The 19,002-nt window shown below is 69.1% G+C and carries 8 protein-coding genes and 1 pseudogene; all 9 read right to left on the minus strand.

Going from position 1 to position 19,002, the window contains the following annotated elements; translation table 11 throughout:
* Positions 1 to 770 precede the first annotated feature (770 nt).
* Positions 771 to 1,190, minus strand: coding sequence for an aspartate 1-decarboxylase (gene panD, locus ACZ514_RS13870; protein WP_468697058.1), 420 nt, complete (start codon positions 1,188 to 1,190; stop codon positions 771 to 773).
* Between the two features lie 82 nt (positions 1,191 to 1,272).
* Positions 1,273 to 2,979, minus strand: coding sequence for a carbamoyltransferase N-terminal domain-containing protein (locus ACZ514_RS13875; protein ID WP_469124787.1), 1,707 nt, complete (start codon positions 2,977 to 2,979; stop codon positions 1,273 to 1,275).
* A 115-nt stretch (positions 2,980 to 3,094) separates the two neighbouring features.
* Positions 3,095 to 3,928 carry a 2OG-Fe(II)-dependent halogenase WelO5 family protein gene (locus ACZ514_RS13880; protein ID WP_468697053.1) on the minus strand — a complete coding sequence of 278 codons (834 nt, stop codon included), beginning with the start codon at positions 3,926 to 3,928 and terminating at the stop codon, positions 3,095 to 3,097.
* Between the two features lie 30 nt (positions 3,929 to 3,958).
* Positions 3,959 to 5,533 carry a carbamoyltransferase C-terminal domain-containing protein gene (locus tag ACZ514_RS13885; RefSeq protein WP_468697049.1) on the minus strand — a complete coding sequence of 525 codons (1,575 nt, stop codon included), beginning with the start codon at positions 5,531 to 5,533 and terminating at the stop codon, positions 3,959 to 3,961.
* Entirely contained in the window at positions 5,527 to 7,053 is a 1,527-nt protein-coding gene (locus tag ACZ514_RS13890) for an amino acid adenylation domain-containing protein (RefSeq protein WP_469124788.1), read from the minus strand. The genes ACZ514_RS13885 and ACZ514_RS13890 overlap by 7 nt, the downstream gene beginning before the upstream one ends.
* A gap of 91 nt (positions 7,054 to 7,144) precedes the next feature.
* Positions 7,145 to 8,455 carry an MDR family MFS transporter gene (locus tag ACZ514_RS13895; protein WP_469124789.1) on the minus strand — a complete coding sequence of 437 codons (1,311 nt, stop codon included), beginning with the start codon at positions 8,453 to 8,455 and terminating at the stop codon, positions 7,145 to 7,147.
* Positions 8,389 to 8,616 (minus strand): MbtH family protein, encoded by a 228-nt coding sequence (locus ACZ514_RS13900; RefSeq protein WP_468697043.1) that lies wholly within the window; start codon positions 8,614 to 8,616, stop codon positions 8,389 to 8,391. Before ACZ514_RS13900 ends, ACZ514_RS13895 begins: the two co-directional genes overlap by 67 nt.
* Before the next feature lie 24 nt (positions 8,617 to 8,640).
* Entirely contained in the window at positions 8,641 to 12,621 is a 3,981-nt protein-coding gene (locus ACZ514_RS13905) for a non-ribosomal peptide synthetase (RefSeq protein ID WP_469124790.1), read from the minus strand.
* 8 nt (positions 12,622 to 12,629) lie between these two features.
* Positions 12,630 to 18,917: pseudogene (locus tag ACZ514_RS13910) on the minus strand (amino acid adenylation domain-containing protein); the annotation flags it as partial.
* Positions 18,918 to 19,002 lie beyond the last annotated feature (85 nt).

A 19,002-nucleotide genomic window follows, 5' to 3' on the forward strand; every position in this document is an offset into this window, starting at 1 on the left:
GCTGGTGTCGCTGATCGTCAGAGCATGGGCAAGAAAGGGCGAGGTGTGAAGCCGACCACGGCCGGCCCCCGCCCACCGCGCGGCACTCTGACACCGGACACCGGACACCGAACCGGACCGGGCCAGACGTGACCGACCGGCAGAACGAGCGTCATGCCAGCGTCGACCACCTAACGGTCCCCGGACACCGCATGCCCAGCGTCGTCGCGGCCCGCGTGAGACCACAGCTCAGACGGGTGTCGCAGACAAGTCCCACGCTTGACCGGTCGGGCCGGGAAAACAGGCCGAGCGAGCGATGAACACCACAGGACCCCAGGTCAGGAGCCCTTCACGACCGGCTCCAGGATCGCGACGCACTCCACGTGGTGCGTCATCGGCAACGCGTTGAGCGGCCTGTGCGGCTGTGGCGCGCTGCTTCTGCCGACGGAGGAGTGTTCGGGCCCGGGGGCCTCGACCTGTCGCCGGAGTTCCACACCGTCCGGCGCGACGGGACCGCTGACCCGCGCGTCACGGTCCTCGGGGTACCGGCCGAAAGGGCCGCTCGTTCCTGCTGTCCGCACTGCACATCCGCACGTGGACCACCACGTCATGCGGGACACCCTGGTGTGCTGCACGGTTCTGGCGGACGGTCGGGGGCGGGGACGGGGACGGGCCGTCCGAAGCGCGCTGGCGGGGCGGCGGCACCGCCGTCCGCACGGAACGGGCGCGCCCGTGGCTTCCGCCACGGGCGCGCCCGTTCCCGCTTCTCGGGGTGTGTGCGGGTGCCCCCCTCAGGCCCCGACCGCCTGCGGGCTGCGTTCCTGGTCCGAGCCGGGCACCGGCTCGGACGGGTCCGCGCCCAGGGCGACGATGCGGTTGTCGCCGTCCACGTGGACGACCTTCGGCTGCAGCTGCCGCGCCTCGGCGTCGTCGACCTGGGCGTAGCTGATGAGGATCACCAGGTCCCCGGGGTGGACCAGGTGGGCGGCGGCCCCGTTGATCCCGATCACTCCGGAGCCGCGCTCGCCCTCGATGACGTACGTCTCCAGGCGGGCGCCGTTGGTGATGTCGACGATGTGGACCAGCTCGCCCGGCAGCAGGTCGGCCGCTTCGAGCAGGTCCGCGTCGATGGTCACCGATCCCACGTAGTGCAGGTCGGCCTGGGTCACGGTGGCGCGGTGGATCTTGGACTTGAACATGGTGCGCAGCATCGGCACTCCTGGGTTTCTTGAGCTCCCTGCCTGAATCCGGGCAGGACAAGGGCAGTTTGCTGACTCTACGGGCCGTGGCGGCTCAGTCGCCGCTGTCGCGCGTGTAGAGGGTGCCCTCGCTCCACACCCGGTCGACCCGGCCCCAGGCGATGGCCGACGCGACATCGGGGAAGAAGCCGGTCCCGTTGAGGTTCGCGCTGGTGTTGCACAGCACCGGGACACCGCTCAGGCGGTGGTAGGCGGTCAGGATGGCGCGCAGGGTGGGGTCGTCGTCCGGGCCGACGGTCTGGAGGCGGGCGGTGTCGTCCAGGTGCAGGACCGCGGGGATCCGGTCCCGCCAGTCCGGGTGCACCACATGGTCGAAGAGCATGTGGGGATCCGGGGTGCCCGGGGAGAAGATCTCCGGCGCGTGCTCTTCGAGGCAGATCGGAGCGACGGGGCGGTAGCTCTCGCGCCCCTTGACCTCGTTCAGCACGTCCTTGGTGGACTCGTGCACGGGGGCGGCGAGGATGCTGCGGCCGCCGAGGGCTCGGGGGCCGAGTTCGGCGCGGCCGTTCAGGACCACCACCGGGGACCCGGTGGAGTGGAGGATTGCGGCGAGCTCCTCGGGGCTGCACGGGCTGGTCCGCCAGCCCTCGGGCGCCTGCGGCGCGGCGGCGAGGGCCGGCCCGAGGCGGGGGTTCCACCGGATCGGCTTGATGCCCGCGTTGCTGATCATGCCGAGGGCCGCCGCTCCGATGGCCGAGCCGGAGTCGTTGGGGAAGGGCGGAACCCACACGTCCCGGAAGAGGTCCATACGGCGCAGGGCGCTGTTCCACTTGATGTTGAGGGCGCAGCCTCCCACGAAGCACAGGTTCCAGGGGCCCTCGCCCTTCCAGGACAGCACCTTGGCGGCCAGGCGCTCGACCAGCACGTCTTCGAGGAACTGGTGCACGCTGGCGAGTACGTCCGCGTCCGGCACGTCACTCGGGATGCGATCGCGGACGTCGCGGAAGAAGGCGTGCACGTAGCGCAGGGACGGCTCGGAGTTGCTGCCGAATCCGCCGACTTCGGCGCGGAAGACGGCCGTGTTCTCGTTGTCGGCTTCGAAGTGCTCGTTCATGCACGTCCGCAGCACCTCGATCACCTCCGGCCGCGGGGTGCCGAGCGCGATGTAGGCCATCAGCTTGCCGGCGACCGACAGGTCGTCGACCGTGCTCGATTCGTCGGTTCGCCGGAACGGGCCGAAATGGTGGGCGGCGGTGGCGTACGTGTGCCCGATCAGCGGGAAGAGCTCACCGCCGTTCTCGACTCCCGACGCGGGATCGACCGAGTACAGGCGCGGGAAGAGCCCGCCGTCCCAGACGAGGACGAGCGACGCCTCGCCCCGCTCCGCGAAGGGGCTGGTGCAGTAGGCGCTTGAGATGTGCCCGGCGATGTGGACGTGGCTGGTGAAGGGCAGGGGCGCGCCCGCGAGGGGGAAGGTCGCGGACAGACCGGGCTTGAAGACGTCCGGCACCGCCTCGGTCTCGCGGTAGGGCGCCAGGTCCAGTTCGACGGGGGTTCCGTGGTCGAGCAGGCTGACGTGGCCGGCCTTGGCACCGTCCCAGCCGTCGATGACCCAGTGGTCCACGTCCTCGACCCGGTAGCCGAAGTCACCCAGCAAGCGGACTACCACTGACAGATCATCGATCTGGCTGTAGCGGGCCCCATTGTCCAACTTCTCCATCTCGACGCTGAAGATCAGCTCGTCGCCGTCGACGAGCGCGACGGCTCCGTCATGGGTCAGCTTCAGTCCGCAGACGATCACTTCTGTGTTCCTCCAGTTGCGTTGCCCCGCGCACACCGGCACGGGAGAGTCGTGGTCCCTGCCCAGGGGCTGCCCCGCCTCACGCGGGGCAGCCCTCGGGCACGCCCTCCGGCGCTTACGTCCAGCTGACGACAGTGCGCTCGTCGACGAACCCCATCAGGAACGACACGTTCGTCCGGTTCCCCGTGCAGGTGTCGACTGCGTGGACGTGGCGCCCGTTGAACACGTAGACATCGCCGCTGCGGACGTCGAGGTGCACGACGTCGAACCCTTCGAGGGTCTGCGCCGGGTAGGAGAACCCGGTGTGCTCGATGTCCAGGGCCCGTCGGCTGTCGTCGTCGGGGCGGATGTTCCAGACGACCAGGCGGCCGCCCTCTCCCTGCTCGACGCACATGTTGACCGCGCAGATCTCGTGGTCGGCGGCGCGCTGGATCTCGAACCCGGCCTGCCGCGGGTCCTTGCACTGCGCCTCGTCCTCATGGGGGTCGAGAGCGAAGCTGCCCTCCTTGTCCCAGGCGCGGATCAGCGCGGCGCAGGCCTGCTCGCCCTCGTGCTCGGCGATGCGGATGTCCGCACCCTGCTCGGCGAGCTTCTCCGCCATCGCCGACCTGAACGAGTGCCAGGGCGAGTCCGGCACGTCGAGTACGTCGAGCACGGCTTCCGCCGTCTTCGCGGAATCCTCGAGGTACTCGTCGGTCGACTTGTTCCAGTGGTAGGAACCGATGCAGTACGAGGGCTCCCCGTCGCGACGCAGCAGTCCTGGACTGTTCCAGAACCGGGCCACCGACTCCTTCCGCGCGTCCTCGGGTATCACGTTGCGGAAGATCACGCCCAGCCGGCGCCCCTGGAGGACGTCCATCACCAGATCGGCGTCGAATTCACTCCGCTCCTCGAAGCGGAAGAAGTCGGAGTCCATCCGGATGCCGGTGAGTTCAAAGTTTTCCTGCATGATGAGATCGCTCTCCTTACGGTTTCTGCGTCAGGCCCGCGGCCGGCGGCGCACGGCGAAGGTGTTGCCCACGACGTAACCGTCCAGGCCGTGCCCCTCGCCGTACTCGATCAGGTCGCTGGTCCGGTTGATGAAGCCGCGGCCGGAGTAGTTGAGCGAGGTGTTGCACAGGACGCTGTATCCGGTGATGTCGCGGAAGGCCGTCAGCAGGCGCGCCATCTCGGGGTTCTGCTCCGGCGTCACCGTCTGCGCGCGCGCCGTGCCGTCGACGTGGGTGACGGCCTTCAGGGCGTCCGAATTCACCTGGCTGAAGTAGAGCATGTGGGGGTCCGGGATCGAGCCGGTGAACCAGTTCGCGGCGTCGGACTCCAGGCAGATCGGAGCGATCGGCCGGAAGCCCTCCCGCTGCTTGATCCGGTTGAGGCGGGTGGTCGTCTCCTCGGTGAACGGCGCGGCCAGGATCGACCGGTTGCCGAGTGCGCGCGGGCCCATCTCCCATCGGCCCTGGGCCCAGCCGATGATGTTGCCGGCGGCCAGGAACGCGGCCACCTCGGCGAAGTCCAGCGGCTTGGTCTCGTAGTCCTCGGGGGCGAAGGCAGCGTCCTCGACGAACTCCTCACCGGCGTAGACGTCCCAGGACACTGCCGCCGAGCCCGTGTAGTGCAGCTGGGCGTCGATGGCCGTGCCGAGTGCCGAGCCGCTGTCGTTCGGGCACGGCGGTACGAACACCTCGGGGAAGAGGCCGCACTCGCGCCAGCGGCGGTTCCACTCGCAGTTGAGTGCGCAGCCGCCCGAGATCAGCAGCGGGTACCCCTCGGTGAGCTCCGCCTTCGCGTACTGGTAGAAGCGGTCGAAGATCGCGTCCGACATCTTCAGGGCCAGGTTGCGGTACTCCTGCGAGTCCACCCCGATGTTGTGGAAGGGGCTCCAGGTCAGCTCGTCCTTCCCCAGGGTCGTGATGATCTGGTCCTGTTCCAGAAGGAAGTCGATGAGCTTCTTCTCGTCCTTGGTCAGGGAGCCGGGCTGCGCGAAGCCCGTCAGCGCCATCTGCTTGCCCGCGTCCTGGAGCCGGAGCACGCCCTTGTTCGCCGTGAACTTCGGGTCGGCCAGCGCGAACAGGTAGGCGTACTTGTTCCCCGGGTCGGACAGCACGTGGCGGAGGTGGGTGACCTCGCCGCGCTCGTCGATCAGGTAGAACGATCCGATGTTGCCTTCCCACACCAGGCAGTAGAAGGGCTGTCCGGCAGGGAAGTGCGACAGTCCGAGCGCGGTCATGATGTGCGACCGCTCGTGCGTGGAGGAGAAGATCTTCACGTCCTGACCGAAGAACTTGCCCACCTCGTCGGTGACCGATCCCGGCCCCACGCCGAAGTAGCCCGTACGGGTCTGGGGCTCGTGGGAGAACGTTCCCTTCACCCAGCCGCCCACCGCCAGCGCATCGGGGATCCGTCCGAGCTTCTCCGTCGCCCGGAGGAGGACGTCGGCCGTCAGCCGGTCGTACCGGGGGAACGAGTCCTTCTCGGCCTCCAGGGAGAAGAGGAGACGGCCGTCCTCGATGGCAGCGACCGCGCCGTCATGCCCTTCCTTGAAACCCAGAATCAGCATTTCTTTCCACCTCCGAATGAGCCCACTGCGTCAGACTTGAGCAGGGCCGTGCGATCAACTTTCCCGTTGTGCGTCACGGGGAACGAATCCAAAATGACAAACCGGTACGGAACCATGAAGTCAGGCATTTTCTCCGCCGCATAGGCGCGCAGGTCGGCCTGCGCGACTTCGGCGCCCGGCTCAGAGCGGACCGTCAGATGAGCGACCAGCCGCCGGTCTTCCGGCCTTTCGTCCGTGGCCATGACCACGGCCTTCTTCACCGCCGGATGCCTCTCCAGAACGGATTCGACCTCCGCGAAATCAACACGAATGCCGCGGATTTTCACCTGTCCGTCCACCCGGCCGATGAATTCCAGCGGCCCGTCGGCGTGCCAGCGCACGAAGTCCCCGGTGCGGTACATGCGCCCGCCCGGCGCCCCGAACGGATCGGCCACGAACCGCTCGGCGGTCATCCCGGGCCTGTTGAGGTATCCGTGGGCCAGCCCGGCCCCCGAGGCGTACAGTTCGCCGACCTCTCCGTCGGCCACGGGGCGCAGCTGTTCGTCGAGGACGTGGATGTCCTTGCCGGCCAGGTTGCGGCCGATCGGCACCGAGGCCCGTGCCGCGCTCTGCGCGGTGACCGGGTGCGTGGTCACGAAGACCATGCACTCGACGGGCCCGTATCCGTTGACGAAAGACAGCTCCGGGAACTCGCTCACCACCCGGGCGGCGTGCTCGGGCGAAAGCGCCTCACCGCCGACCAGCAGGTCCGTCAGTCCTGCCAGCGCCTCCGGATACTCGTCCATGATCACATGGAAGAGGACGGTGGGGAGGTTCATCGTGGTGATGCCGTGGTCGGCCACGAGGCGTTCCATCAGCAGGGGGTTGGGCCGTCCCGGGTGGAACACACAGGTGCCGCCGGTCAGCAGGGGGCCCCAGAGCTCCAGGGCGAAGGCGTCCCAGGAGACCGGCGCGCACTGGAGCCAGACCGTGTCGGGGCCGAACCGCGTATAGCCCTGCCCCAGGACCGTGCCGGCCACCGCCCTGTGCGGGGCGGCGACACCCTTCGGCCGCCCGGTGGATCCGGAGGTGAAGATGACGCAGGCGATGTCCTCGGCTCCGGCACCCACGGCTCCCCGCGGCAAGGGCCGGCCGGCGTCCCCAGCCATGCGGACAAAGCCCGCCGAGGTGCCCAGCCGGTCCACGTCCGCCTGGCTGTCGGCGATCACGACGGCGGGCGCCACGTCCTCGGCCATGTCCCGCAGACGGTGCACGGGGAACTCGGGGTCCAGCATCGCGTATCCCGCGCCGGCCTTCAGCGTGGCGAGGATGGCAACGACCATCTGCGCCCCGCGCTCCAGGTGGATACCCACCAGGGAACCCCGCCGCACCCCCGCGTCCACGAGGAGCTGCGCCATCCGGTCGGCTCGCGCGTCAAGTTCGCCGTAGGTCAGTTCTTCACTGCCGGAAACCACCGCCAGCGCCCCGGGGGCGGCGGCGGCCCGCTCCTCGAAGGTCTCGTGCAGGCACCGTGTCGTCATGCCCGCCCCCGTTCGGCACGGAAATCAAAACGCTTGTTGTTGCGCAATTTCGCCTTCTCAGGTCTACCGGCTACCGGCTACCGGTAATCGTTCATGAGTTTCCGCCGGCCACAGGCGTCGCTGCGGCTGCGAGATCAGCGGATCCGCTCGATCTCTCCTCCGCCGCACGCCCCAGCACCGCATATCCAATCGCCGCCACCGTGCCCACCACTCCGCAAATGACCCAGACGGCATTTACCCCGAAGTGATCGATCACCAATCCGCCGGAAATCGGAGCAGTCAGCGCGGCACCAGAGAAGGCAAGCTGGTACATCCCCTGATATCGCCCACGCATCGCCACCGGCGCGAGCTGCGCGACGAGATTCATGATCACTGGTGCGAACGTTATCTCACCCAGGGTCCAAATGGCCACTGCCAAGAAATAGAAAGGCAGCGAACTTGCGCCCACTATGACTGCGAGCCCGTATCCGCAGAGCAGCGCCGAGGCCGTGAGGACCCGCCTCGGCCTCACGGACCCGACCGCCCTGGAGAGCACCACCTGAAGAAGAACGATCATGAACCCGTTCAGGCTGATGACCATTCCGTAGTCCGCGCTCGAAAAACCCTTCATACCCATGGTGATGGGCAGGGTGGTCGCAGCCTGCTGGAAGAGCAGGGCCATGAGGAACGTCATTCCCACGATCCCCATGAAGACCCAGTCCTTGCACACGGAAGCATATCCGGCAAGAAATCGGGAATCCTGTGGGCTGTCCGGAGTCCGTTTCGCACCCGTCTCCGGGACCTTCGCGTACACGACGATCGCGCAGACGAACGTGGCCGTGGCCTCGACCACGAAGAGGGGCAGGTAGCCATGTGCGGCCACCATTCCCACGATGGCCGCGGAAGCACCGAATCCCAGGTTCTGCGCCCAATAATTCAGCGAGAACGCCTTCTGCCGGTCGGATCCCTCCACCAGATCCGCGATCGTCGCCCCGATCGCCGGCCGCGCCGCCGCACCCGACACCCCCACCACGAAGGCCATGACGGCGATCAGTGGGGCGCTGCGGGCGAACCCCAGCACGAGGGTGGACATACTGGTCGCCAGCTGGGCGACCAATATGGTGCGCGTACGTCCGACCCGGTCGGTTAGAAATCCGCCGAGAATCGAAGCGACGACCGCCCCACCGCCGTAAAGCGACCCCACCAGACCCGCGAAGCTCGCAGAATAATGTAGACCATTCGTGAGGTAGAGCGCAAGAAAGATTCCGACGAATCCGCCGAGGCTATTGACGAGCGTCGCGGTCCACAGCCACCAGAACTCCCGCGGAAGACCGGAGAAGGACTCCTTGACGGACTTCAGTGTGCCGAACCCGTCTCCTCGGCCATCGCACGCACAAGGCTGGCCGGCCTCATGTCGGTCCACGTCTCGCCTATGAATTCGAGGCACTCCTCGCGCGGTGCCGGTCCCAGCGCAATCGACCAGCCGTCCGGTACCTGGGCGAACGAAGGCCAGAGCGAGTACTGACCCTCCTCGTTGACCAGCGCGCAGTACTGCCCATCCGGGTTTTCAAAAGGATTCGTCATGATGTTCTCCTGTGTATCGGGGAATCAGAGTCCGAGCTCGGCGAGTATGCGGGAGAGCTCATCGGCGATGACGGCCGCGGGACCGGGCTTCAGCACTTCGCTGTGCCCGCAGTGCACTTCGTGAAGGACGACATCAGACGCGCAGCGCTGCCACATCTCCACCTTCGAGGCCGCGGGGAGGCTGTTCGGGTCCGCGACGGCCGCGAAGAAGTGGAGTCGGCCCCGGTACTGCCCGGGCCGGTAGGTGACGGACCGCTCGATGCTGTTGGCGCACACGTCGACCAGGCGGTTGAGCGTCTGCTCGCTCAACCCGTGCATCGGGCCGTCGGCCCTGTACACGCCGGTGACCGTCTGCGCACGGCTCAGCGCGCCGGAGGCCGGATAGGGCTCACCGGGCCGGCCCTCGCGCCACAGGACGCGCAGCGACTCCTGCTCGATGGCCTCGGCCCGCTCGGGGTCCGGCTCCCCCTCGGGTGCGATCTGCAACGCGTCGAGCAGGCCGAGCAGGCCCACCGACTCGCCCTGCTGCTTCAGCTGCACCGCCATCTCGAACGCGACCAGCCCACCGAAGGAGCGGCCCAGGAGCAGATAGGGACCGTGCGGCTGGATGTCCCGAACGCGGCGCAGATACTGCGCGGCGATGTCTTCGACGCTCTCCGCCAGCTCGTTCCCTTCGGTGAGCGCGGGGTCCTGCAGGGTGTACACGGCTCGCCCTGACAGGTTCGGCAGCAGGTTGCCGAACGACCAGCCGAGGCCCATCGCCGGGGACACGCAGAAGACGGGGGTCCGTTCGCCCTGGGCGCGCAGGGGGAGCACCGTGTCCAGGTGACCGCTGCGCTGCTCTGCCGAAGCCGGCGAGTCCTGCCGCTCCCCCGATTCGATCAGCGCCGCCAGTCCGCCCGGCGTCGGGTGCTGGAACAGTTCACGGATGCCCCAGTCCACCCCGAGCTGCGAACGGGCCTGGGACATCAGCCGGATGGCCAGCAGTGAGTGTCCACCGCGGTCGAAGAAGTCGTCATCGGTTCCGACCGATTCCAGCCCGAGTACGTCCGCGAACAGCCGGCACAGCACCTCCTCCTGCGCGTTCCGCGGCGAACGCCCAGCCCGGTCGCGTTCCCGCGCGGGAAGCGGAAGAGCCTTGCGGTCCACCTTCCCGTTCGGCGTGAGCGGGAACGCGTCGAGCCCGACGACCACCGCCGGCACCATGTATTCCGGTACCGCCTGGCCGCAGTACTTGCGCAGCAGGCGACCGTCCACCGCGTGCGACTCACTGCTGGGGGTGACGTAGGCGACGATGCGCTTGTCCCCGGGCTGGTCCTCACGTACCACCACCACCGCACGTGCGACGGAGTCGTGGCCGGTCAGCACCGCCTCGATCTCACCCAGCTCGATCCGGAAACCTCGCACCTTGACCTGGTGGTCGATCCGGCCGACGTACTCCAGCTCCCCGTCGTGGCTCCAGCGCGCCAGGTCTCCCGAGCGGTACATGCGCGAGCCGGCCGGCCCGAACGGATCCGCGACGAACCGCTGGGCCGTGGCGTGCGAACCGTTCACGTAGCCACGTGCGACACCGGCACCCGCGATGTACAGCTCGCCCACCACCCCGACCGGCACGGGCTGCAGGGAGGAATCGAGTACGTAGACCCGCGCGTTCGCGATGGGCCGGCCGATCGGCGGCACCCGTGACCCGTCGGTCACCTGGCTGACCGTCGTCCAGATGGTCGTCTCGGTCGGGCCGTAGACGTTCAGGACGGACTCGGCGATGGCGCAGAGCTGCCGGCCGAGGAGATCGGACAGCGCTTCTCCGCCCACCAGTGCCCTGACGCCCTGCTTCCAGCGGACTCCGCTGTCCACGAGGGACTGCCACCACGGCGGGGTCCCCTGGACGAAAGTGACGCGATTGCGGTCGATGAGCGACGCCACGGCCTCCGGGTCCTTCGCGTCCTCCCTGGTCGCCATCACCATCGCGGCCCCCGCGAGCAACGGCAGGTACATCTCCAGGGCCGACGTGTCGAAGGAGACGCTGGAGATCGCGAGGAACCGGTCACCGGGCCGCAGCCCGAGCTTGCGCTGCATGGCGGTGAGAGAGCTGATGAGTGACCCGTTCGGGGTCAGGACACCCTTGGGCTTCCCGGTCGACCCGGAGGTGTAGATCGCGTAGACGGGGTTCAGCCGGCAGGCGATGTGCGCGTCGTGGTCCCGTACGGGGTTGCCCGAAGGGAGTTCCGCGAGCATCGCGGCGAAGGCGGGGGTGTCGATGTCGATCCTGGCGACCCCTGTCGTCGCGTCGGGAACGAAGGAGTCACCCGTGCCTGCGCTGCCCACGACCAGCTTCGGCTGTGCGTCGCGGAGGATGAAGTCGATGCGATCCGCCGGATAGTCCGTGTCGATCGGGAGATAGGCCCCTCCCGCCTTCAGGATTCCCAGGATGGCCACCACCATCTCGACGGAGCGCGGCACTGCCATCCCCACCAGCCGCTCAGGCCCGACGCCCTGTCCGATCAGGTAGTGGGCCAGCCGGTTCGCCCGTCCGTTCAACTCCCCGTAGGTGACCTCGAGGCCCTCGAACACCACCGCGACGGCGTTCGGGGTCCGGGCGGCCTGTTCCTCGAACAGCTCCGCCAGCGACCGGTCCGGAACCTCGCACGCCGAGTCGTTCGACTCCACCAGGAGCCGCCGCCGCTCCTCGGCCGACAGGACGTCGAGCTGCCCGATGGGCAGGTCCGGATCCTCGGCCACCGCCTCGAGGAAGCGCACCAGCCGCGCCGCGATCGCCTCGGCCGACTGCCGGTCGAACAGGTCCGTCGCGTAGCTGAGCATCCCCCTCATTTCGCCCCCGGCGTCGTTGAGGGAGAAGCTGAGGTCGAACTTCTCGGCCCCGAGACGCACCGGCATCTCGGTCACCTGGACCCCGGGGAGCTCCCAGGTGGCCTGGGAGTTGTTGTCGAACGCGAGCATGACCTGGAACAGCGGGTGGCGGGCCATGGAACGCTTCGGGTTGAGCGCTTCGACGAGTTTCTCGAAGGGGAGTTCCTGGTGTGCGTACGCGGCCAGGTCGACGTCCTTGGCGCGCCACAGGAGCTCACGGAAGCTCGGATCTCCCGAGGTGTCGGTGCGCAGCACCAGCGTGTTGACGAAGAAGCCGACGAGGTCGTCGAGCGCCTCGTCCGTGCGGCCCGCGACGGCCGAGCCGATGGGGATGTCCGTCCCCGCCCCGAGCCGGGTCAGGAGACCGGCGAGGGCGGCCTGCACCACCATGAACAGGGTGGAGTGTGTTTCCCGCGCCAGATCCGTCAGCCGGCCGTGCAGCTCCGGCCCGCACCGGAAGGTCACGGCATCGCCGCGGTGGCTCGCCACCGCGGGCCGCGGACGGACCGTGGGGAGCTCCAGGACATCCGGCACACCGTCGAGCGCCCGGGTCCAGTACGCGAGTTCCCGGGAGGAGACGCTCTCCGGGTCGTCGGTGTCACCCAGCACGTCCCGCTGCCACAGCGTGTAGTCCACGTACTGCGTCGCCAGCGGGTCCCACGCCGGCGCGCGACCGGCACACCGTGCGTCGTAGGCCGCCAGGAGATCCTTCGCGAGCGGCCCCATCGACCATCCGTCGCAGGCGATGTGGTGCATCACCAGGACGAGCACGCACTCATCGGGGCGCACGACGAAGAGGGAGGCGCGGAACGGGATGTCCGTTCCCAGGTCGAAGGGTTCCTGTACCGCCCGCCCTACCCGCTCCTCCAGCTCCGTCTCGGTGACGTGGTGGACGTCGAGTCCGATCCGGTCCGGGCCGGCGTCCAGGATCTGCTGGTACGGCTCCCCCGCCACCTCGGGGAAGACGGTCCGCAGCGCCTCGTGGCGGGAGACGACATCTGCGAGGGCGTCCCGCAGTGCGACCGTGTTCAATTCGCCCGACAGCCGGAAGGCTGCCGGAAGGTTGTACGCGGAGCTCGGCCCGTCCAGTCGGTCAAGGAACCACAGGCGGCGTTGCGCGAACGACAAGGGGTGCATATCTGTTCTCACTTCCGGGGCATACGGCGCAGTGCCGGTCGAGCCTTTTCCGCCACACTCACCTTCGCCGCGATGTCGGATACCCGAGGGGCGTCGAAGATGGCGGCGAGCGCGATCTCCACGCCGAGGACCGCGCGGATCCTGCTGGCCAGTCGGGTCGCCAGGAGCGAATGGCCTCCCAGCTCGAAGAAGCCGTCATCGATCCCGACCTGCTCCAGCCCGAGGACCTCGGCGAACAGGCCGCACAGGGTCTCCTCCAGGGAAGTCCGGGCGGACCGGTGCGAGATGGTCCGACGTGCTTCCGGAGCCGGAAGCGCCGTACGGTCCAGCTTCCCGTTCGACGTCAACGGGAACTCGTCCAGTACCACGACCGCCGACGGGACCATGTACTCGGGCAGGGCATCCTGCACGCGGCGGATCAGCGCCTCGGTGTTCACTACGTCCGGCCGGGAGGCCTTCGGCGCGTTGAAGAAGCCCCCGGAGCCGGAAGCCCGCTCTGCACCGGTGGGAACCACGTCACCGAAGTCGTCGGAGCCTTCGGGGACGAAGGTCGCGTCGAAGGAATAGGGGGATTCCCGTGACCAGGAGAGGGCAGCGCGATACCCGTGGCTCCTCGCGAGACCGCAGAGCCGCGCCGGATCGACCGCCTCGGTGGCCCACACGTCCGACACGCTCTCGTTCTCCAGCGCGAGCATCACGCGGAGATCGGCCTCCAGCCTGGCGTTCGGCATCCCCGTCAGGCGGAAGGCGTCCGGCCGGCCGCGTTCGAGGCGATCGGCCGCCTCCGCAAGACCCTGCACGTCCGTTCCCCAGGCGAGCACCGGGACCTCGTGCGGAGCCGGCTCGCGGCCGCCGGCCTTGCGGAGCGCGACGTCGTAGCGGTAGAGGGAGAGTTCGTTCTTCGCGTCCAGCTCCTTGAGCATGACGCGGTGTGAGGAGAGCTCGCCGGCTCCCGCGGTGAGCGCGGCGAAGAAGTCGGGGTCGACGAGAAGCTCCTGCTCCATCTCCGCGCTGCGCTTGGCCGCCGCGGCGTGCTCGGTGCTGCCCGGGCCCGACGTGATTCCCCTCATGGAGACCGCCGCATGGAAGGTCTCGAGGAGTTTCAGGTTCCGCACGTCACCGACGAACACGGTCCCGCCCGGAGCCAGGTGCTCCACGGCCTTGAGCAGCACCTGCTCCAGGTACGCGCCACTCGGGAAGTACTGGATCACCGAGTTGATGACGATGACGTCGAAGAATCCATGGGGGATGCCGTCGAAGTCGTCCGCGGGCCGGTTGAGCAGGCGCACCCGGTCGGAAAGGCCCTCCTCTGCGGCCACACGTCGGCCCAGGGTGCCGATGACCTCGGCTGAGAGGTCCGCACCCCAGTAGGACTCGCAGTGCGGAGCCACCTTCGACAGGATGAGGCCGCTGCCGACGCCGATCTCGAACACCCGCTTCGGGCCGAGCTTCAGGATGCGTCCGACGGCCTCGTCACGCCACTGCTCCATCTGCTCGGCCGGGATCCGCAGACCGTCGTAGCTGCTCGCCCATCCGGCGAAGTCGTCCCCGGCCGCCGCGTCGCTCCCGTAGTGCTGGTCCTGGATCGCCTTCCAGTCCGCGACCCGCAGGGCGTCGGAGAGCTCGTCCGTCCCTCCTTCGCCGGTCGCCGGGGTCACGTAGGCGACGATGCGCTTGTCGCCGGGCTGGTCCTCACGCACCACCACCACCGCACGCGCGACGGAGTCGTGGCCGGTCAGCACCGCCTCGATCTCACCCGGCTCGATCCGGAAACCCCGCACCTTGACTTGGTGGTCCGCCCGGCCGACGTACTCCAGCTCACCGTCACCGTTCCAGCGCACCAGGTCACCCGTGCGGTACATGCGCGACCCCGCCGGCCCGAACGGATCCGCCACGAACCGCTCTGCCGTCGTGCCCGGCCGCCCCAGGTAGCCACGTGCCAGTCCCGGACCCGCGATGTACAGCTCACCGGCCACGCCCGGAGGGACGGGCTGGAACCCGTCGTCCAGCACGTAGAGGCGCATGTTGAGATTCGGCCGGCCGATCGGCGGGACACCGCCACTGGCCGCCAGAGGCCCCGTCATGGTGGCGCAGACCGTGGACTCCGTCGGCCCATACGCGTTGATCATGGTTCGGCCGGGTGCCCAGATCCGGATCAGTTCCTCCGAGAGCGCCTCGCCCGCAACCATCAGCGTGCGCACGCCTGACAGGCTGCCGGGCGACAGGACACTCAGTACCGCGGGCGGCAGCTCCAGGTGGGTGATGCGGTGTTCGTCGACGAGTTGCTCCAGCTCGGCGCCGGGCAGGAGCTTCTCCGCGGCCGCCATGACGAGTGCCGCGCCGGCTCCGAGCGCCATGAGCACGTCCGGGACGTGCATGTCGAAGCTCGGTGAGGCGAACTGCAGCACACGGCTGTGGGCATTCGTGGTCCGCGCCGCCTGGATGTACTGGGCGGCGAGGCTCGCGACTCCCGAATGCGTCACGACCACGCCCTTCGGGCGGCCGGTCGAGCCCGAGGTGTAGATCACGTACGCCGGATGGGCCAACGAGGCCGGAGCCGGCCGCTCAGCATCCGTGACCGCCGAGTCCGCATACAACGCGAGCTCCTCCGCGGTCTCCGGAGCGTCCAGCACCAGGCGCTCGACGCCCTCGCCGAGCGTGCGCGCATCGACACCGCCGGCCGTGAGCAGCAGCGTGGGCCGGGCGTCCTGCAGCATGTAGGCGATCCGGTCCGGCGGATACTTCGTGTCGATCGGCAGGTAGGCGCCGCCGGCCCTCATGACTGCCAGCAGGGCGACCACCATCTCCGCCGAGCGCGGCAGCGCCAGGGCCACGATGCGCTCCGGTCCCACACCCCGAGCGATGAGGAGGCGGGCCATCCGGTTCACCCGGGCGTTCAGCTCCGCATAGCTGAGCTCCAGGTCCTCGAACACCAAAGCGACGGCGTCCGGGGTCCGGGCCACCTGCGCCTCGAACAGCTCCGGGAACGTCAGCGTCGGCACCTCGGCCGCCGTGTTGTCGTTCCACTCCGACAGGACCCGCCGCCGTTCCAGCGGCGACAGCACGTCAACCCTTCCCAGCGGCAGGTCCGGATCCGCGGCCACGGCCGCCAGGAGCCGCACCAGACGGGCCGCCATCGTCTCCGCCGACGCCCTGTCGAACAGGTCGGCCGAGTATTCGAGAGTTCCGCTGAAGCCGTTGGAGTATCCGGTTCCGTCAGCTGCGTCACGTATCGAGAACGCCAGGTCGAACTTCGAGATGCCCGAGCGGACGGGCTCCTCCGCGATGGTGATGCCCGCGATGTCCCAGGCGGCCCTGGCGTTGTTCTGGAACGCCAGCATGACCTGGAACAGCGGATTGCGGTCGAGGGAGCGCTCCGGGTTGAGGGCCTCCACCAGCCGGTCGAAGGGAAGTTCCTGGTGGTTGTACGCGGCCAGGTCGGTCTCGCGGACCCGCCGGAGCAGTTCACGGAAGGTCGGATCGCCGGACGTGTCGGTGCGCAGCACCAGCGTGTTGACGAAGAAGCCGACGAGTTCGTCGAGGGCCGAATCCGTTCGCCCCGCAATGGGCGACCCGATCGGGATGTCGGTGCCCGCTCCGAGGCGCGTGAGCAGCGCCGCGATGCCCGCCTGCACGACCATGAACAGCGTGCACTCGTGTTCCTGGGCAAGCCGCACCAGGTTCCGGTGCAGTTCGCCGTCGCAGCTGAACGCCACGATCCCGCCCTGGTGACTGGATGCCGCCGGCCGGGGCCGGTCCGTCGGGAGGGCCAGGACGTCCGGGAGGGCGTCGAGCTCCCGGGCCCAGTAGGCGAGCTGCTGCGCGTACACGCTGTCCGGGTCGTCCGCCTCTCCCAGCAGGTCGCGCTGCCAGAGCGTGTAGTCCGCGTACTGTGCCGGCAGCGGCGCCCACGAGGGGACGCCGCCCTTCCGCCGAGCCTGGTAGGCCAGCGACACATCGCGTGCCAGCGGTGCCATCGACCAGCCGTCGCAGGCGATGTGGTGCATCACCAGTACGAGGACGTGCGTCTGCGGGCCGACGGCGAACAGCGAGGCCCGGATGGGGAGTTCCGCCCCCAGATCGAACGTCCGCCGCACGGACCGGCGGAGCTCTCCGCTCAGCGCGGACTCGTCCACGGAGCGCACGTCGAACTCCAGCCGCACGTCCTCCGGTGCCAGAACCCGCTGGTACGGCTCACCGCCCGCCTCCGGGTAGACGGTCCGCAGCGCCTCGTGACGGCACACCACGTCCGTGAGCGCCTCCCGCAGCACCTCTGCGTCCAGGTCGCCGGTCAGGCGGAAGGCGACGTACTCGTTGTACGTGGCGTTGGGGCCCTCCAGGTTGCCCAGGAACCACAGCCGGCGCTGGGCGAAGGACAGCGGAAGCCGGTCGGGACGCGGCTGCGACCCCAGCGCCCTGCGGGACTCGGGGGCGTCGGCGAGCGCGCCGGCCAGCTTGGCGGGGGTGGAGGCGTCGAAGAGGGTGCCGATGGTCACCTCGACGCCGAACAGCGTACGGATACGGCTGACGAGCCGCGTCGCGAGGAGTGAGTGGCCGCCGATGTCGAAGAAGCCGTCGTCGACGCCGACCCGCTCCAGCCCGAGGACCTCCGCGAAGAGGCCGCACAGGATCTCCTCCTGCGGGGTCCGGGGCGCCCGCCCGGCCGGAGCGGCCGCGTAGCGGGGCGCCGGCAGCGCCTTCTGGTCCAGCTTCCCGTTCGGCGTCAGCGGGAACGCGTCGACCGCCACCACGGCCGCGGGGACCATGACCTCCGGCAACAGCCGGCCGCAGTGGGTCCGCAGCTGCTGCTCGTCCACTCCGCCGCCGCCGGCCGCCGGAACCACGTAGGCGACGATGCGCCTGTCCCCGGGCTTGTCCTCGCGGGCCACCACGACCGCCCGGGCCACGGAGTCGTGCCCCGTGAGCACGGACTCGATCTCGCCCAGCTCGATCCGGGCACCGCGCACCTTGACCTGGTGGTCCGTCCGGCCGAGACACTCCAGCTCGCCGTCGCCGTTCCAGCGCGCCAGGTCGCCCGTGCGGTACATGCGCGACCCGGCCGGCCCGAACGGATCGGCCACGAACCGCTCGGCCGTCATACCCGGCCGCCTCAGGTATCCGCGTGCCAGTCCCGCACCCGCGATGTACAGCTCGCCGACCTCACCGGCGGGCACCGGCTGCAGCGCCTCGTCCAGGACGTGGGCCCGGGTGTCGAGGACGGGGCGCCCGATGGGCGGAGTCCCACCGGCCGTCAGGGGTCCGCTCATGGTCGAGGTGACGGTGGCCTCGGTCGGCCCGTACACGTTGATCACGGTCCGGCCCGGCGACCAGATCCGGACCAGTTCCTCGGGAAGCGCTTCGCCCCCGAGCGTCATCGTGCCCACGCCCGACAGGGTGCCGGGGGACAGAACGCCCAGGACGGCAGGCGGTACCCAGAGGTGGGTGATGCGCTGCTCGTCGACCAGGTGCTCCAGCTCAGGGCCGGGCCGGACCTTGTCGGCGGGGGCCATGACGAGCGCAGCGCCCGAGGTCAGCGCCATGAGCACCTCGTACACATGGGCGTCGAAGCTCGACGAGGCGAACTGCAGCACCCGGCTGCCGGTGCCCAGTGCCAGGGCCAGCGTGCAGTGGGCGGCGAGGGCGGCCAGCCCTGTGTGCGTCACCGCCACGCCCTTCGGGCGGCCGGTCGAGCCGGACGTGTAGATCACGTACGCGGGGTGGGCGATCGAGGCCGGCCCCGCCCGCTCGGTGTCCGTCACCGCCGCGGCCGAGTACCCGGCCAGCTCTTCCACGACCTCAGGAGCGTCCAGCACCAGGCAGTCGCCGCCCGCACCCAGCGTGCGCACATCAACACCGCCGACCGAGAGCACGAGTACGGGCTCGGCGTCCTGCAGCATGTAACCGATGCGGTCCGCAGGGTACTTGGTGTCGATCGGGAGGTACGCCGCGCCGGCCTTCATGACGGCCAGCAGAGCGATCACCATCTCCACCGAGCGCGGCACCAGCATGCCCACGATCCGCTCGGGCCCCACGCCCCGCGCGATCAGAAGACGCGCCAGACGGTTCGCGCGCGCGTTCAGCTCGGCGTACGAGACCTCCACGCCCTCGAACGCCACAGCAACGGCGTCCGGCGTCCGTCCGGCCTGTTCCTCGAACAGCTCCGGGAACGTCCGGCCGGGCACCTCGGCCGCCGTGTCGTTCCACTCCGCCAGCGCCTGCAGCCGCTCGTGCGGCGACGTGACGTCTGCCTGCCCGATCAGGCTCCTGAGGCGCTGCCAAGACTCATGTGAAGACACAGTGACACCCAATATCTGTTTGAGGAACTACCGCATGCCCTTGTCCTGGGCGCATCACGAAGAACGGCTCGGCCGGCGGGCAGAG

The sequence above is a fragment of the Streptomyces sp. NPDC034086 genome, assembly GCF_055575515.1.

What these genes read in the sequence shown, in the direction of transcription:
- ACZ514_RS13880 (WP_468697053.1), bottom strand. Translation starts at nt 3,928, where the DNA reads ATGCAGGAAAACTTTGAACTCACCGGCATCCGGATGGACTCCGACTTC.
- panD (WP_468697058.1), bottom strand. Translation starts at nt 1,190, where the DNA reads ATGCTGCGCACCATGTTCAAGTCCAAGATCCACCGCGCCACCGTGACC.
- ACZ514_RS13905 (WP_469124790.1), bottom strand. Translation starts at nt 12,621, where the DNA reads ATGCACCCCTTGTCGTTCGCGCAACGCCGCCTGTGGTTCCTTGACCGA.
- ACZ514_RS13890 (WP_469124788.1), bottom strand. Translation starts at nt 7,053, where the DNA reads ATGACGACACGGTGCCTGCACGAGACCTTCGAGGAGCGGGCCGCCGCC.
- ACZ514_RS13885 (WP_468697049.1), bottom strand. Translation starts at nt 5,533, where the DNA reads ATGCTGATTCTGGGTTTCAAGGAAGGGCATGACGGCGCGGTCGCTGCC.
- ACZ514_RS13900 (WP_468697043.1), bottom strand. Translation starts at nt 8,616, where the DNA reads ATGACGAATCCTTTTGAAAACCCGGATGGGCAGTACTGCGCGCTGGTC.